General features: G+C 52.4%; 13 protein-coding genes. 6 read left to right on the forward strand and 7 right to left on the reverse strand.

Annotation, left to right across the window (positions count from 1 at the left end; all coding sequences use genetic code 11):
* Positions 1–50 precede the first annotated feature (50 nt).
* On the forward strand, positions 51–968 hold the full coding sequence (locus KIS77_07445) for a DUF4249 family protein (GenBank protein MCW5922158.1): 918 nt from the start codon (positions 51–53) through the stop codon (positions 966–968).
* 15 nt (positions 969–983) lie between these two features.
* Here KIS77_07445 and KIS77_07450 read toward each other — a convergent pair whose 3' ends face one another.
* Positions 984–2,708 carry a T9SS type A sorting domain-containing protein gene (locus KIS77_07450; protein MCW5922159.1) on the reverse strand — a complete coding sequence of 575 codons (1,725 nt, stop codon included), beginning with the start codon at positions 2,706–2,708 and terminating at the stop codon, positions 984–986.
* 254 nt (positions 2,709–2,962) lie between these two features.
* On the opposite strand from KIS77_07450, the gene sppA reads away from it, so the two are divergent.
* Complete coding sequence (gene sppA / locus KIS77_07455; GenBank protein MCW5922160.1) at positions 2,963–4,750, forward strand: signal peptide peptidase SppA; 1,788 nt, start codon at positions 2,963–2,965, stop codon at positions 4,748–4,750.
* Between the two features lie 607 nt (positions 4,751–5,357).
* Here the strand turns inward: sppA and KIS77_07460 are convergent.
* Positions 5,358–6,458 carry a PorV/PorQ family protein gene (locus KIS77_07460; GenBank protein ID MCW5922161.1) on the reverse strand — a complete coding sequence of 367 codons (1,101 nt, stop codon included), beginning with the start codon at positions 6,456–6,458 and terminating at the stop codon, positions 5,358–5,360.
* Positions 6,459–6,594: 136 nt separating this feature from the next.
* Between KIS77_07460 and KIS77_07465 the strand changes: the two genes are divergently transcribed.
* On the forward strand, positions 6,595–7,977 hold the full coding sequence (locus KIS77_07465; GenBank protein ID MCW5922162.1) for a choice-of-anchor B family protein: 1,383 nt from the start codon (positions 6,595–6,597) through the stop codon (positions 7,975–7,977).
* Positions 7,978–8,209: 232 nt separating this feature from the next.
* Entirely contained in the window at positions 8,210–8,842 is a 633-nt protein-coding gene (locus KIS77_07470) for a hypothetical protein (protein ID MCW5922163.1), read from the forward strand.
* 137 nt (positions 8,843–8,979) lie between these two features.
* Here the strand turns inward: KIS77_07470 and KIS77_07475 are convergent, their stop codons facing one another.
* Positions 8,980–9,342, reverse strand: a complete 363-nt coding sequence (locus KIS77_07475; protein MCW5922164.1) for an MmcQ/YjbR family DNA-binding protein — start codon at positions 9,340–9,342, stop codon at positions 8,980–8,982.
* 182 nt (positions 9,343–9,524) lie between these two features.
* On the opposite strand from KIS77_07475, the gene KIS77_07480 reads away from it, so the two are divergent.
* Complete coding sequence (locus KIS77_07480; GenBank protein MCW5922165.1) at positions 9,525–10,313, forward strand: hypothetical protein; 789 nt, start codon at positions 9,525–9,527, stop codon at positions 10,311–10,313.
* A 153-nt stretch (positions 10,314–10,466) separates the two neighbouring features.
* Here KIS77_07480 and KIS77_07485 read toward each other — a convergent pair whose 3' ends face one another.
* The gene (locus KIS77_07485) at positions 10,467–13,064 is read right to left on the reverse strand and encodes a S8 family serine peptidase (protein MCW5922166.1); all 2,598 of its coding nucleotides are present in this window, start codon (positions 13,062–13,064) and stop codon (positions 10,467–10,469) included.
* A 17-nt stretch (positions 13,065–13,081) separates the two neighbouring features.
* On the opposite strand from KIS77_07485, the gene KIS77_07490 reads away from it, so the two are divergent.
* Positions 13,082–13,741 carry a histidine phosphatase family protein gene (locus KIS77_07490; protein MCW5922167.1) on the forward strand — a complete coding sequence of 220 codons (660 nt, stop codon included), beginning with the start codon at positions 13,082–13,084 and terminating at the stop codon, positions 13,739–13,741.
* A 28-nt stretch (positions 13,742–13,769) separates the two neighbouring features.
* On the opposite strand, the gene msrB is transcribed toward KIS77_07490, so the two are convergent.
* From msrB to KIS77_07505, 3 genes are all read right to left on the reverse strand, one after another.
* On the reverse strand, positions 13,770–14,210 hold the full coding sequence (msrB, locus tag KIS77_07495) for a peptide-methionine (R)-S-oxide reductase MsrB (protein ID MCW5922168.1): 441 nt from the start codon (positions 14,208–14,210) through the stop codon (positions 13,770–13,772).
* A gap of 178 nt (positions 14,211–14,388) precedes the next feature.
* Positions 14,389–14,832 (reverse strand): hypothetical protein, encoded by a 444-nt coding sequence (locus KIS77_07500; GenBank protein MCW5922169.1) that lies wholly within the window; start codon positions 14,830–14,832, stop codon positions 14,389–14,391.
* Positions 14,833–14,838: 6 nt separating this feature from the next.
* Positions 14,839–15,249 (reverse strand): hypothetical protein, encoded by a 411-nt coding sequence (locus KIS77_07505; protein MCW5922170.1) that lies wholly within the window; start codon positions 15,247–15,249, stop codon positions 14,839–14,841.
* Positions 15,250–15,284: the final 35 nt, after the last annotated feature.

A 15,284-nucleotide genomic window follows, 5' to 3' on the forward strand; every position in this document is an offset into this window, starting at 1 on the left:
TAATTTAATACCTAAAAAAGCCGCACCTTTGAGCCGCAAAACTGTCAACCTTGAATCGTCGGACACCACCCATTTTGTTGTTGCTTGCCTTGCTTTTCGTGCAATGTGCCCGGGAAGTATTCATTGATTTGCCGGAAGAGCCGACCCGCATCGTGGTGATTTCGCATTTTTCGCCCGGCCAGCCCTTCAAGGTGCGTGTGTCGCTCAGCCAGCCACTCTATGATTTGCGCGACCCAATCGTGCCCGACAAGGCCGATGTGACGGTGGCCCAAGAGGGGGTCTTCCTCGACAAGTTGTTCCGAGTGAGAGACGATTTTGGCAACGTGTTTTGGGAAAGCCGCGACTTGGCCGAGACGGGAGTACCATATTCCGTCGCGGTGCGTGTGAGCGGCTACCCGAACGCCGACGCAGCAGGATTTATCCCCGTTTTTTCCGCGCTCAAGCCCATACAGATTGACCCTGCGAGCATCACCGAAACCCCGCTGAACGACGGGCGACTGCTGATGACCTTCCCGCTCCGATTGCAGGTGGAAAATCTGCCCGCCGGCAAACGTTATTTCGCTTTTTATCTCCGGCACGACATCGAGGTGAATGATGGCACTGGCATCACCACCTACGAGGGCATCAGCACCAACTATTCTGCCGACGGCCGCACGCTCTCGCTGTTGCACGACCTCGAAGCAGAACCACTGGTGCTTATAAATGAAAAATTCTGGAGCGACAACCGCGATTCGTTGGTCATCAATGCCCGCATTGCTTACAACCCCGCCGAACATGAAAAACCGCGCCGCCTCTATGTGGAATGGCGCACCCTCTCCGAGGACTTCTACAAATACCACCTCTCGCTCGACCGCCAAGGCAGCAACCTGCCCCTCAGCGACCCAGATGCCGTTTACAACAACGTGTCGGGCGGCTACGGCAACTTTTCCGGTTACTCTGTGCGGGTGGATATGCTCGAGCTGCCATGAGGCTGCGCCGCGTCCTCAGTCCGTTATCACCAACTTTCCTGCCGCGATGCGGGAACAACAATCTGACAATTCGTAGAAGTATAGGCCAGCGGGCAGCCTGCTGCAATCCAACGCATGGGTTGGGATTGTTGAAAAATGCTCCGCCCAAACCACCTGCCCTGTTGGGGTGACCAACGACAGCGAAAAGGGTGATTTGATGTCGCGCTCATTTTCGATGTAAAATCTTATTTCCGTCGAGGCCGGGTTCGGAACCACCCTCACGTTGTGCGCCTTCCGTGTTGGCTCTGCCTCGGAAGAAACAACGGAAAACGATTGGCACCATTTGTCGTCCTCTGGGTGAGAATCGAGGTGGCCGTCAGGCAGCGAGACCCAAAGGCACAATTCAAAAAGGGAGACATTTTTTTGGGCTTCCAGATACAGATGGTCTTCAAAAACCAATTCGAGCGAATCGCCGGGCTGCATGGGAGCGGAGTACTCATTCGATATTTGATAAAAGCCTTTGCAGATAGTGATGCAATTATCGAATTGGGCATTCACCCGAAACGTTTCGACAGGTTCTTTGCCTGTGTTCTTGACGGTCACAAATACTTTTCCAAAGCTTATTGAGAAGTCCTTATCGGGGTCTGCTGGGTCAAAGCAAGAGTTTGCGAACCCCTTTGGTTCGTTTTCCAGACGAATATTGGTCAGGGCGACAGAATGGTCGGGAAGAATGGCCAACGCATCCAAGGGAGCGGATTTTAGGAAAGCTGTCTGGTTTTTGTCGAAGTTTGTGTTGCCGCTCAGCCATACGAGCGAATCGCCCTGCAGGTGAATCACTGTGTTGATTTGATACCTGTCACCAAAATCGTGCGTAGCCACCACCTCCAACGTGGCAGTGTCTATGCGTTGCAAAATAGAGTTCCCCTGTATGCTTTCACCTGTCAACCAGCCGATAGCATCGGTCAGCACAATCTTCGACCACGGCTTTATTCCGGCAATAGGCTGTTGGGAAAGTATTGCAAAATTAGGCGACACACGGTAAAGATTTTCGTAGCCCAAGAAAAGCCAGTTGCCTGAGGGCAATTGGCACGCATACACGATTTCTTCGGGGAACGACTGATATATGGTGTTGAGAAACAAGTTGGTGAGGCCATATTTTTTGTTTCCATAGACAAGATAGCCGCCATTTTGACGTGGGGCAACCCCATTCCAATCGAACCACCCTGAGTCATGCCATTTCATGTTGCCCTCGCCGTCATACTCGATTTGGTATGTGTTGGTTTGGAATAGCACATTTCCGTTAGGGTAAGGGATTAACCATAACCTCTCTCCATAACTCCCATCCCAGGGAGTCGTGACGGTCCATAAAATGTTGCCATCGGCATCGAGGCGCGCAAGCCCATCTGATGTGCCGTAGTCACAACCATCGTAAACCGCGCCAAAATAAGCACCGCCATCCGGCAGGAGCAACAAGGCTACATCAAATATGAATTCGGCCCAAGGCATGGGGACTTCTTTTGTCCACACTATGTTGTCAGTTTGAGGATTCCATTTGATAATGAATGGTACCCCCACTGGAAAACCGGGATATGAGACCGACCACCCCACCCCAAACCAGTGGCCATCGGGGGCGGGCACCCACCGCTGGAGAGTGTTCTCGAATTGAAAATGAAACTGATAATCGCCGGACGTTTGTGAGTGAGAGGGGGAGGATAGGCACAAAAGAGCGCAGAGCAGGAGGACAGATTGTGTTTTTTTCATGTTGGGTATTTCATTTATTTGCACATAAAAATACATCGCAACCGCCGAATCCAACTGCCTAAAATTGGCATTTCGGGTTTAAAGCAAAAACCGATAGCGCATGACTGCATCCCCGCCTTATCCGCCACACATCCCCCCAAAACGGCTTTTTATCTAATTTTCAAAACAATGGGGCGGGCTTCATTCTTTTTTTGCATGATTTTACTGTGTCGTATCTGCCATTTTCAAGCATAACCCTTTCAAAAAGGAAAATTATGAGTCAGTTTTTCAAGTTCGTTTTTGCCTCTTGCCTCGGCACGGCGCTCGCCCTTTTGTTGCTATTCTTCCTCAGCATCGGCTGGGTTTCGAGCCTTGCCTCCACCGCTTCGGCCAATCAAAAAAAAGCGGTAAAACCCAACACCGTGCTCATGCTCGATTTCAAGAATCTCATCCCTGAAAAGACGAACAACCTCCCGCTGGACCCATTCGATTTTGACCAAAAGAACGTGTTGGGCCTGACGGACATGGTCGCAGCCATTCGCCGCGCCAAAGAAGACCCCGACATCAAAGGCATTTACCTCAACGCCACCTACGTCATGGCTGGCAAAGCCACGTCTTCTGTGTTGCGCGAGGCACTGGAAGATTTTAAGTCGGACGGCAAATTCATCGTTTCCTACGCCAACTACTACACCCAAGGGGCCTACTACATGGCTTCGGTGGCCGACAGCATCCTGCTCAATCCCGTCGGCGCGGTTGATTTTCGGGGCCTTTCGAGCATGATTGCCTTTTACAAAGGGCTGCTCGACAAGCTCGACGTTCAAATGAAAATTTTCTACGCCGGAAAATTCAAAAGCGCCACCGAGCCTTACCGCTTGGACAAAATGAGCGAGGAGAACAGGCTCCAAATCCGCGAATACCTCACTGCGCTCAACGATATTTTCATGCGCGACATCGCGGCAAGCCGCCGCATCCCGGAAGCAGAACTCCGCCAAATCGCCGACCGTTTCGATGGTCGCAGTGCCGAAGCATCGCTCAAGATGCGTCTGGTGGACCGCCTTGCCTACGAGGATGAGGCGTTCGATTTGATAAAATCCAAAATCGGGCTGGACAAAAAAGACAAGCTCAATCGCATCAGCATCGAAGACTACTTCGAGTCAAGGGGCAAAAAACTCGATATGAGCGTGAAAGACAAAATAGCGGTGGTGTATGCGGAAGGCACCATCCTTGATGGGAGCTCCAACGAGCCGGGCGACGTGTATGACGAGAAATATGTGAAAATACTGCGCAAAATCCGCCAAGACAACACCGTGAAGGCCGTCGTGTTGCGCGTCAACTCGCCGGGAGGCAGTGTGCTTGCCAGCGAGAACATCTTCCGCGAAATCGAGCTCTGCAAACAATCTGGCAAACCCATCGTGGTCAGCATGGGCGACGTGGCTGCGTCGGGCGGCTACTACATCGCCAGCCATGCCGACAGCATATTCGCGGAAGAGAACACCATCACAGGCTCCATCGGTGTGTTTGGCGTGGTGCCAATGTTGCACAAAACCATGAAAAACAAGCTCGGCGTCACCTTCGACACCGTGCAGACCGGGCGGCACTCGGCCTTCGGCAGCCCGTTCATTGAGTTCTCGTCGGAAGAAGATGCCATGATTCAGGAGCGCATAGAAGCCGTGTATGAGGATTTCCTGAAAAAAGTGTCCACAGGGCGCGACATGAGCCGCGAAAAAGTGCATGAAATCGCGCAAGGGCGTGTGTGGCCAGGCAAAAAAGCCAAAGAGATTGGGCTTGTGGACGACCTCGGCGGCCTCGACCGCGCACTCTCCGCCGCCGCCAAACTCGCCGGGCTGGAAAAATACCGCACCACCGAGTTTCCCCGCACCAAAACGGGCATCGAGCAATTGCTCGACCAACTGACACGCCAGAAAGACTCGGACGATGGCATCAAATCATGGGTGGTGCGCTCCGAGCTGGGGGAGATGTACCCGATATACAGAACCCTGCGCGACATCCGCCGAAGCGTGGGCATTCAGGCCCGTTTGCCGTTCGAGTTGATTTTCAATTGAGCACGTCGTGATTGAAAATTTTTGAGTTTGCCACAAAGTCGCAAAGGCTCGAAGGAAATTGATAAAAAATCTTTGTGCCTTTGTGCCTTTGCGCCATTGTGACAAATTTTTTATACCTCGCGCCGTCGGGTTTTGGGCATGGCTGCAATCGCAATCTGCTAAAAATCAAGAACATCAATCATGTTCATCTAACAAATCCTAGCGAATCAAGGCATAATGAGGGTATAGCGCAAAAAAAAAGCCCCTCACCGCGAGCCAGACCGGAGGGGCAACCATGAGATTATAATAATACAAACTATGGAACGGTGGGGTCGCGCACCTATGAGGCACGCTACACCCGAACCACAATAAGTAAAAGCACGGAAACTTGTGGTTGGGACTGAAGCTTGCGCTTGCAATCGAGAGTAAAATCGGTTGGGAAGAAAAAATGAGCCTCTCGGCCCGGGAGTAAAAGGAAAGAATCGCGGGCAAATATACGCCCGGTTTGGTTCAGGACAAGAGGGGCGAAAAAAAATTGCCGGAGCCAAGTCTTCGGACTCGACCCCGGCAAGGGGGGAGAACCAGTTTTGAAACAGTGAATATCAATGCTCTAAACCGGCAATGGGAATCATTGTGTGGAGGCTGCGGGGCGTCGTTCCTTGAAATCAATGCGGAGTGAAAAAATGTGCGAATAATTGACCTGCGACACATCGCCGATGTCGGTCAGGGCATAGTCGAGCTGCACACGGCCAAAACGTAGCCCGATGCCAAAATTGGGTTGCAAGGTCAGTACCTCCTTGTTGGGGTCGAAGTCGTCTTTCACGCGCTGAAAATTGCCTACTCCCAGCCTCAGTTTCAAAAAATTATCATAGTCGGCTTCCACGCCAAAGCGCGGGTCAATGTTGAACGTTTTTGAGCTGATGAGCACATTGCGTTGGCCGTCGGTGGTCCATTCAAAATCGAGCGCGGGCAGGAGAGAAGCCTTTTCGCCCAATCGCAGCAGGTAAGCGGCTCCGAGCAAAAAGCGAGGTTTGGTGATTTCGGTATTGCTAACGGGTATCTCGTTGTTGGTGGATGTGAACACCTCCTTTTCGCGCTCGTTGAGATTGAACGACCAAGCATTGAACGTGGTGGTGAGGTCGCGTCCTTGGATACCGATGAGCAGACCGCCCTTGCGATACTGAGCACCCAAATCTGCCCCAAAGCCCCATGAGCTGCCAAAACGCCCAATGACCCGTCGCACCACTTTCACTGACCCCCCCACGGAAAAAGCGGGGTTGCGTAGTTGGCGGGCATAGCTGCCCAGCAGTGCGTAGTCGGCTGCCGAAAATTCCGTCACGTTGTCGTAATTGATGGTGCCGTCAGGGTTTACGAGGTTGATGGTGTAGGGAATGTTGTCAATGCCGAGGCGAATGAGCGAAAAGGCGAGGAAAGAGTTGTGGTCGCGATTGAGCGATTTGCCAAAAGCCAAATAGTCGTATTGCCCCACGCCCGCAAACCATTCGGCGTGCATGGCCGCTACTTGAAATGGTGCTTCGATGCGGGCGAGGCCGGCCGGATTCCAATAGGCAGCCGTGATGTCGTCCGCGAGTGCCGTTTGCGCTCCCGACATACCATGCGCACGTGCGCCGACACCTATGGCGAGAAATTCGTTGGAGTATTTTTGAGAAAAAACCTTCGGTATGCTCAAAAGAAGCAAAAGGGCATGAAGGAGGAATTGTTTGTTCATAATGCGCTCTACATTCGCCACCCTGACGTTTGGCTGCTTGGCAGGGTTGCCTAAGGCGGCAAAAATACGAGCCGAGCGCTCAAATCAGTCAAAAACATGAACCATGTTCCAATCTCTGTCACCCTCCGTTTTTTTTATGAAAAAAAATCTATTGCTCGCCTTTGGCTTTTGTCTTGCTCACACGCTGCTCGCGCAGGATTCGCTCAACATGAAGCGTTTGGCTCGCTGGGACGACGAATCGCTGCCCATCGCTCCATTTTACAACATCCAATATAGCGGCTGCTGGGGCCTGGCGCTCAATGGCCGCGAGTATGCAGTGCTCGGTGGCGCTTTGCACGTTTTGTTTTTCGACATCACCGAACCCACACAGCCCAAGTTGATTGGAAAATTCGAGGGCGCTTCCCCCACGGCGTGGCGCGAGTTCAAATCCTACAAAAATCGCATCTACGGCGTGTCGGATGCCACCTCTGAGGGGCTGATGATTTTCGACATGAGCCAAGCGCCAGACACGGTGATACGCACCTACTACAACAACGAGTTTTTCGCGCGCTCGCACACCATCACGCTCGACACCACATCGGGCCGCATCTATCTGAATGGCAGCAATGTGGCGAACAATGGCCTTTTGGTGCTCGACGTGAGCCAAAATCCCGATCAGCCCGTTTTTTTGAACAGTGTGGCGCTCGCCGGGGGCTATGTCCATGATTCTTATGTGCGCAACGACACCGTTTACACTTCTTCGGGTTTTGAGGGGTACTATATTTTTGATTTCACCAACCCGCTCAAGCCAGACACCTTGGCCAGCATCTCTACTGGCGGCTACAACCACAACAGCTGGCTCAACATGGAAGGCACTTATTCCTACTACACGGAAGAAATCCCCGATGGGCGGCCTGTCCAAATCATTGATTTGCAGAATCTCGCCAACAAGGAATTGGAAGTGGCAGGCGCTTTTCTGGACCGTTTTTCCACACCTACCAGCGACCCATTCCACGATGCCATTCCGCACAACGTTTATATCAGGGACAATCTGCTCTTCAACTCTCAATACGAAGACGGGCTATTGGTCTATGACATCAGCGAACCCCTCAACCCCAAACTCGTGGCTCACTACGATACCCATCCGCAAAACACTCAGTACAATGGCTATCGAGGCAATTGGGGCAACTATCCGTGGCTGCCTTCCGGCACCATCATCGCGGGGGATATGCAAAACGGACTGCAACTCCTGAAACTCGATTTCACGATAAGCGCTCAGACTCCCACATCCGAGCTGAAGGTCGGCGTTTTGCCCAACCCTGCATCCGATGCCCTGACTATCCGCCTGACAGATGCACCCGATTATTGGTCGTATCGGTTGCTCGACGCGATGGGGCGAGTGGCAGGCACTGGTCAAGTGCACGGCACCGCGCAGCAAACATTGTCGCTGCACGGTTGTTCCGCTGGTTTGTACTTTCTGGAAATCCGGGCCAACGACGGTAGCCGGGCTGTTCGGAAAGTAGTGGTGGAAAAGGGATGATGTGCTAATGTGGGGAATGTGGGGCGCATTTAAAATTGTCGCTTTTGTACGAGGCCATCTCACAAGTTTAAATTTCGACAGGATTAACAAGATTTACAGGTTTTTTACTCGAAAAAAGGCGCGAATCTCGTCAATCCTGTCAAACAAACATCACTTATGAGACATCCCCATATATCGGAACAGCGTTCCGATTTACTTGCGACAATTTGAAATGCACCCCACATTCCCCACATTGGCACAATCCCTAATTATCGAACTTATCATGGAAACCCTTTTGGCTGGCAGTGCCCTTTTGAGTATTTTTCATGCCCTCATTCCGAGCCACTGGCTTCCTGTGTTGGCCATTGGCCGACAGGAAGGCTGGTCGAATCGGCAGGTCTTGTGGGTCACTTTTTTGGCGGGTTCGGCACATGTGACAAGTACCGTATTGTTGGGCGGCGGCTTGGCGGTGCTTGGCGGTATTTTGGCGAGCCAAATGGAAGCCTTCACGCGATGGCTTGCCCCAACTTTGTTGTTTGCCTTGGGCGTCTTTTATGTGTGGCGGCACTACTATCACCACCATTTTCACTTGCACCATCAAAATATGCGCTGGGGTTTATTGGCTTCCTTGACGTTGGCCATGTTTTTTTCGCCTTGTCTCGAAATCGTAGGCTACTTCGTGGCGGCGGGTCAATACGGGTGGCCGTTCGTGGGTTTGGTGGCGATTCTCTATGGGGCGCTTACCATTCTCGGCATGTTGGTTTGGGTATGGCTGGCGCTGCACGGGCTACATCGGCTAAACTGGCATCGGTGGGAGCACAACGCAGGGCTGATTACGGGCTTCACGCTCATGGCATCGGGGGTATTGTTGCTGGTTTTTGAGTGAGGGAAGTAATAAGACAAAATTATTCAAGCATTTCACACGACGACACAACGGCACAAAGAATTGATTATCAGAAAAATAAAATCGTAGTGTCGCAGTGTCGTTGTGTGAAATAAATCTGTCCGGGTACTTATCGCGTTTTAGACCTCCTCATTCAGCAGTGCCTCGCGCTCGGTTTTTTTCAGTGTTTTCACCACCTGTTCGTAGGAGTGGTCAATCAGGCGGCGCAGCATCCCGTCGCCCAATGCCCCCTCGAAATCCACCGTGTTCCAATGCTTTTTGCTCATGTGCCACCCGGGCTGCACTTCGGGGTGGTGTTCGCGGAGCTCGAGCGCGAAATCGGGGTCGCATTTGAGATTGACCGTGAAACGCTCGCTGTCGAGGCCAGTGATAGCGAAGATTTTGCTCATCACCCGCAGGCAGAGCGTCACTTCGTCGAAGGGGAAATCCTCCGTCACCGCTCTTTTTTCAAGGCAGTATGCGCGGAATTGTTCGATGTTCATAGCGGCTGCAAGGTATTGAAAAATAATGGTTTAGAGCAACTTTTGACTGTTTTTTGTTCTTGTTTGGCCCGGCATATTTCGCGCAAAATTTTAAAAAGATTAGGAAAGATTTGACGGGTTTCATGTTTTGCTACATTAGCTCCCGCAAAATTTAATTTTTACCAAACCAAACTTTTTCTGTCATGTTCAAACATGTACTCACCTTCGCCGCGCTGGCGCTGTTTATCGTCGGCATTCACTCCTGCACCAAGAATGAAATTACTGAGATTCAGGGCATTGACTCATCTGTCATCAATCGCATCAAGGCACTCGGTTTCAGCACCGAAAACGTACGGGCACTAGACGGTGGCTACCTTGTGGAGGGCGACATCTTTTTGACGGACGACCACTTGAACAGGGAATTCTACGCTCAATGGCTGATTATCGGCAACTCCGAACAATACCATACTTTCAACGTCGTCGGCGGGCTTCCGCGCCTCATCAAGATTAGCACCAGCGGAAACGTCAACACTAACGTGTCCAATGCCATCAACGCGGCCATTGCGCGTTACAACGCGGAAAACTTGCAGCTGACTTTCCAACGTGTCACAAGTGGCGGCAATATCAACATTAAAGTTGTCAACGGCGCACAATACATCGCTGCCGCGGGGTTCCCTTCCAATGGCAACCCTTATCCCGAAATACTGTTCAACCGGCAATATCAGAACTGGAATGCCAACACGTTGGCCACGGTGTTTGCACATGAAATCGGCCACTGCATCGGCTATCGTCACACTGACTGGATGAACCGCGCATACAGCTGTGGCAGCGGTGGCAGCGAAGGGCAGCAAAACGACGGGGTGGGCGCTGTGCATATCCCCGGCACACCCACTGGCCCTGATGCTGGCTCCTGGATGTTGGCTTGCATTGGCAATGGGGTTAATCGTCCGTTCAACAACAACGACAAGACTGCGCTGAACTATCTCTACTAATTGATGGAATAAAACGCGACAGCGTGGGGCTGCCTTGCAACGTTATTGAACCATTTTTTCAATGCTCAATGACGCGCGAGACAGCCCCATTTTTTTCTAGTGCCATGTCTGGTCAATGCTCCCTAATTCATGGAGCATTGACCAGACATGGCACTAGAAGCCCACCAGCAACATCCCCCCCGACGTCAAGCGCCCGTTTTCGCGCAAAAAATAGGGATAGCATCCTTTGGGAAGGCCAACTGGCAATTCGACCGTCTGAGGCAGGGCGCTCAGTTCTTCTTCCAAAATCAAACGGCCCAACAGGTCGAACACCACAAACGAGACAATTTCTGTCGGATCTGCCACGACTTGGATGCTACCCGAACGTGTCGGATTGGGAAAAACCAACACAGCGTTGGCGCCCCAGGAAAACACCGTCGCCGTGTCGCTGAGCAAGGTGATACCGTTGTTCAGCAGCAGTCTGGCGCGATATTGATTAGCGCCTTGTTGCGGCGCGTCATGGAAGGCGAACTGTTCTGCTTCCACTGGCTGCCAAGTGTTGAGCAAGACGAACCCTGTGTCTTTCATCTTTTCCATGCTGACCGATTGCAGCCCATACCGGGTGCCGATATTGAGCAGCAATCTCGTATTGAAATCGGCATCCAATTCGGCCAAAAAATTTTTGAAGTAACACGCCACGCCCTGTTCTTGGGTGTCGGGGGCGGGGCTGCGAAGCCCCAGCGTGCCGTTGCGCCCCAATGGTGCGACACTGAATCTTTGTTGCGGGAAAGCCGCTTTTTGCAACACGATGAACGTGTCGCTCAGGAGCATTAAAGGCTCCAGATATTTTTCGTTGAGGCCAGCCAGCAAATAAGTGGCTTCGGGTGCGGCAGCGTTCCAATAGAGCAGGGTCGAGTCGGCACAGTTGAACCCAATATCCATGCGCATTTGTCTGGCAATCAGAAAAGTGTCAGACTCAAATGTCTGCCCGTTCACGCGCATACGCACCTGCGCTTCGGCAAACGAGTCTGGCAATAGCCACCGATGCCAACCTTGCCGCAAATCAACGGCAGGGGCAATCTCGCTCCAATCGGATGCGTCGAGCAGGCGATATTCCAACAGGCCAGTGGCATCTGTTTGAAAGGTATGCGACCAGCGCAGCAGCACATCGCGCCCTCCGATGGCAGCATCGTTTTTCACGGGAAAATCCCAAGCAAAGAGGGTGCTTTTTTCCCAAGCCCAAACCAGCGAAAAAGGTTGGGAAGTCGCCTGAATGTTTTCTCCCGTCACCCATATCTCATACTGACCCGCTGGTGGGTTGTCCAGCGCGACCTGTTCGGCATTGTTCAAAGTATCGCGGCGACGAACGGCGTTCATTCGCAACGAATCGGGGTGCGGAAAAGGATTCGGCACCCACGGGAGCCATGTGGAGCCATCCGGTGCCACGACTTTCAAATCAAGGTCATTGGTCAAGGCTTTGGGCGCACCGGGCATGGCAGGAGGCTCGTCCCAAGCGAGCATTATTTTGAGCGAGGCAGTGCCGTTGGGCACTTGAATGTAAAAGACCTGCGATTCGCCAGCCCCTATGAGGTCGTTTTCAAATTGTTGGCTTGTCGTGGTTTGCATGGCTTTTTCAAGATTGAGGCTGCCAAAGCCGGTGAAAAAATCGGGCCCGGGCGGGGCCACATCGTCGGCGGTGTTGAGCAAAATGGCTCTGACGAGGGCTGCTTTCGGCAGCATGCCTGTTTGTTCCAGCAGTGCTTGTTGCAATATCGCAGCCGCGCCCGACACCAGCGCGGCGCTTCCCGAGCTGCCGTCTTGGCCGAAGGCGACCAAATCAGGCTTGTTGCGGCCGTCGTAGGCAGGGCCACGAGAGCTGAAGGGTGCGATTTGGCCGAAAGAATCCACCGCGCCTACGGTCAGCACGTTTTTAGCCATTTTGAAATTGCCAGTCAGGTTGGCAAAGCCAGCCAAGCCGCCATAGGTGCCCGTGTTGGGTGCTTCAGGCCCTTTGTTTCCGGCGGAAAAAACATGGAGCAAAGGTGGGTGGGCGACCACACTTTGGTCATAAGCCATTGCCAATGCACCGTAATAGTTTTCAATGTCGAGGCCGTAGGCGTGGTTTTGAACGCTGACTTGATGGGCGGTATAATCTTCATCGGGGAGCAAGTTGTTAAATCCATTGGAGCGCAGATTGGCACCCCAAGCCACGCCGCGTCCGGCAATTGCCGAGTTGCCTGCCCCGCCCACGATGGAAGCGACTATGTTGGCATGGGAGGTGATGGGAGGCATGGAATTAGGGGCGTTCGTCGCGCGATGTTTGAAATCCACATCGGCGGTGTCGAATTGGTTTTCCTTGATGGAAATGGTAACAGACGAACCATTCTGTGTGGGATGGCGCGTGTGCGCGACGTTTATCCGGTTGACAAAAAAATTGTGTCCCGGCACGGGCAATTCCTCCTTTGGCTGAGTCGAAGCCATATCCACAAACAACACATCGGGGCGGGGCAGGAGAGCGTTTTTGACATCTTGGACATTTCCTCTCAAGACCAACAGATTGGCGGGCGTGTATTCGTTCACAATTTCCCAATTTTGCGCCGTCGCCCATGCCCGGAAGGGGCTCGGTTCTGTCACCTTTACCACGAAGTTTTCGGTGACAGCGCCGTTGTCGCGCCATTTCACGGTGGGCGAACATTTGTCTTGAAAAGGCTGCTGCGCGAGTAGCAAGCCTTTGAGAGTGAGCAAGACTATGGGCAAAACCGTCTTTTTCATAAAATTGACTCAACGATATGTGCCACAAAAGAAACATCTTTTCAGCCTTGTTTGTGCTTTGCTTTGTTTATTCTTGTCAAATGGATAAAAAAACGACAGAACCTCCTGCATCAACCGAATCAACCCATTCCGCTGAGGACAAGGCGGCCGAGCAGCCTACGGTGTTGGCTATTTTGGATGGCAGGGTAGTGCTGACTGATAGCACTTTCACCCCCATCCCACATTGGGCCGACAAGGCTTACACGATTTTTTACTGCGTGCGGCACGCGGAAAAAAGAAAGGACCAAGGCGACAACCCCGAATTGACGGAAGAGGGAATGGCCCGCGCCCAGCGCCTGGGCTTGATATTGTCGCAGGAAAGATTGGACATGGCCTTTTCCACCAATTTCAAACGGACGGTGCAAACCGCTGAGGAGGTGAGAAGACAAGCCGAAAAAGCGCCGCCCGGCTCTTCCTACCCCCCGTCCATGCAGGATGTCTGGCTGGACGAGACATTGAGAACGGGTGCCGGGAAACGTTTCTTGGTGGTGGGACACCAAAACACCGTGCCGCAGCTGCTCAACAGGCTGACTGGAACCACGGAATTTCAGGACATACCCGACAACGACCACGGGCGGCTTTATGTCGCTGTCTCGAAGGGCATCGGAGAGACGGAGGTGCTGGAGTTCCGATATTGAGTGCGTTTGAGACAGCCACTTTCAGGGACTACTCCTTGACGAATTTGAGTGCAGCCGAATTGATACAATAGCGCAGGCCCGTAGGTGGTGGGCCGTCGTCGAACACATGGCCTTGATGCCCTCCGCAACGCGCACATTCCACCTCGGTGCGCACCATGCCATAACTTTTGTCCTGATGTTCGGTGATGTATTCACCTTTGATGGGCTGATAAAATGAGGGCCATCCCGTGCCGGATTCAAATTTTGTCTCTGAGCTGAACAAGGGCAGTCCGCACCCGGCGCAGATATAAGTGCCTTTTTCTTTGTTGTTCCAAAGGCTGCCCGTGAACGCCCTTTCGGTGCCTTCCTTGCGAAGCACATAGTATTCCGTGTCGCTCAATTGTTTTTTCCACTCTGCGTCGGTTTTGGTGACTTTCACCAATTGGCCGTTTTCGTATTTCGGTGGCACGATGGTGTCGGATGCCATCATGTTAGTAGCGGCTACCGTGTCGCTGCTGCTGGGAGATGGTCTTTCTGCTGCGTTGCAGGCCAGCAACACCAGAAAAATAGACAGGTACTTCATAGTTGTTGAAATTTTGTGTGTGTGCATGAAAATACGAGGACACACGCCCGCATGGATTTTTAAAACAGCCTCATAGTCCCGTCGGTCACTTGCGTTTTCTTGGCTGGTTCCATTCCTCGCGCTCCGCGAAATTGACAATCTTTTTCATGAAATTCACCATTGACAAGAAGACGAGGAAACCCACTGTGACCACGAAATAAATCCATCGGTATGTCCCTGCCTCGCGCAATGGAATGCCGGAGAACATCCATGCGGCAAGGCCCGTACACAACGCCAATCCCATGTAAGCGTACATGGAACGGCCCCAATACTTGAAAAAACTGTCGGCGCGAAGACTCATCAGACTGTTGAGCAGGGCAAAAAGCAGCATGAAGGCGGCGGCAATGGACCACGCGAACAGCGACTCCACGGGATAGATTTTCGAGACGGTGAGCAGCCAGCCAGCCAACATGAGGACGAGCGCCCCCGCCAGCACAACCACCGCCTGAGCCACTGGGTTGTCAATTTTTTTGAAATCAGATTCGAGCATACGTCATCATTTTATCATCACGCCTTTGCGATGAAGCAAAGGGATTTCGGTGAAGTTCATCTGGTCGAGGCTGCCAGCCACGAACACATATTTTTTGTCGTAGAGGTAGTCGTTGAGAGAAAAACTGACCCAGTACTCGTTGGCGATGCCCAGCACGTCTTTTTGCACCGGTTCGATTTTCACGGCTTCCTGGGGGCCGATTTCGTCCCAAAAGTAGCGGAGCGTGGTGGTCTGGCGCTCCTCGCCATCAATGATGCCGTAGCCCCGCGAGTTGACCAACACGGAGCGAATCGGCTCGTCTTTCAGATTGATGAGCCATGTGTCCCAGAATTCCTCGTGGTCTTCTTCGTGTTCCATACGCGGCACGACGGCGACGGCGAGATTTTCCACTTTCAATATGGGAATGTCTTTTATCATGACGATGGTAATGTGTTGGTGTGGTGGCTTGGTTA

This window comes from Saprospiraceae bacterium, assembly GCA_026129545.1.
Taxonomy (GTDB): Bacteria; Bacteroidota; Bacteroidia; order Chitinophagales; family Saprospiraceae; genus M3007.

Bases quoted from the DNA above. Each gene is read 5' to 3' on its own strand.
- KIS77_07450 (MCW5922159.1), bottom strand. From the start codon at position 2,708: ATGAAAAAAACACAATCTGTCCTCCTGCTCTGCGCTCTTTTGTGCCTA.
- sppA (MCW5922160.1), top strand. From the start codon at position 2,963: ATGAGTCAGTTTTTCAAGTTCGTTTTTGCCTCTTGCCTCGGCACGGCG.
- KIS77_07460 (MCW5922161.1), bottom strand. From the start codon at position 6,458: ATGAACAAACAATTCCTCCTTCATGCCCTTTTGCTTCTTTTGAGCATA.
- KIS77_07465 (MCW5922162.1), top strand. From the start codon at position 6,595: ATGAAAAAAAATCTATTGCTCGCCTTTGGCTTTTGTCTTGCTCACACG.
- KIS77_07475 (MCW5922164.1), bottom strand. From the start codon at position 9,342: ATGAACATCGAACAATTCCGCGCATACTGCCTTGAAAAAAGAGCGGTG.
- KIS77_07480 (MCW5922165.1), top strand. From the start codon at position 9,525: ATGTTCAAACATGTACTCACCTTCGCCGCGCTGGCGCTGTTTATCGTC.
- KIS77_07485 (MCW5922166.1), bottom strand. From the start codon at position 13,064: ATGAAAAAGACGGTTTTGCCCATAGTCTTGCTCACTCTCAAAGGCTTG.
- KIS77_07490 (MCW5922167.1), top strand. From the start codon at position 13,082: ATGTGCCACAAAAGAAACATCTTTTCAGCCTTGTTTGTGCTTTGCTTT.
- msrB (MCW5922168.1), bottom strand. From the start codon at position 14,210: ATGATGGCATCCGACACCATCGTGCCACCGAAATACGAAAACGGCCAA.
- KIS77_07500 (MCW5922169.1), bottom strand. From the start codon at position 14,832: ATGCTCGAATCTGATTTCAAAAAAATTGACAACCCAGTGGCTCAGGCG.
- KIS77_07505 (MCW5922170.1), bottom strand. From the start codon at position 15,249: ATGATAAAAGACATTCCCATATTGAAAGTGGAAAATCTCGCCGTCGCC.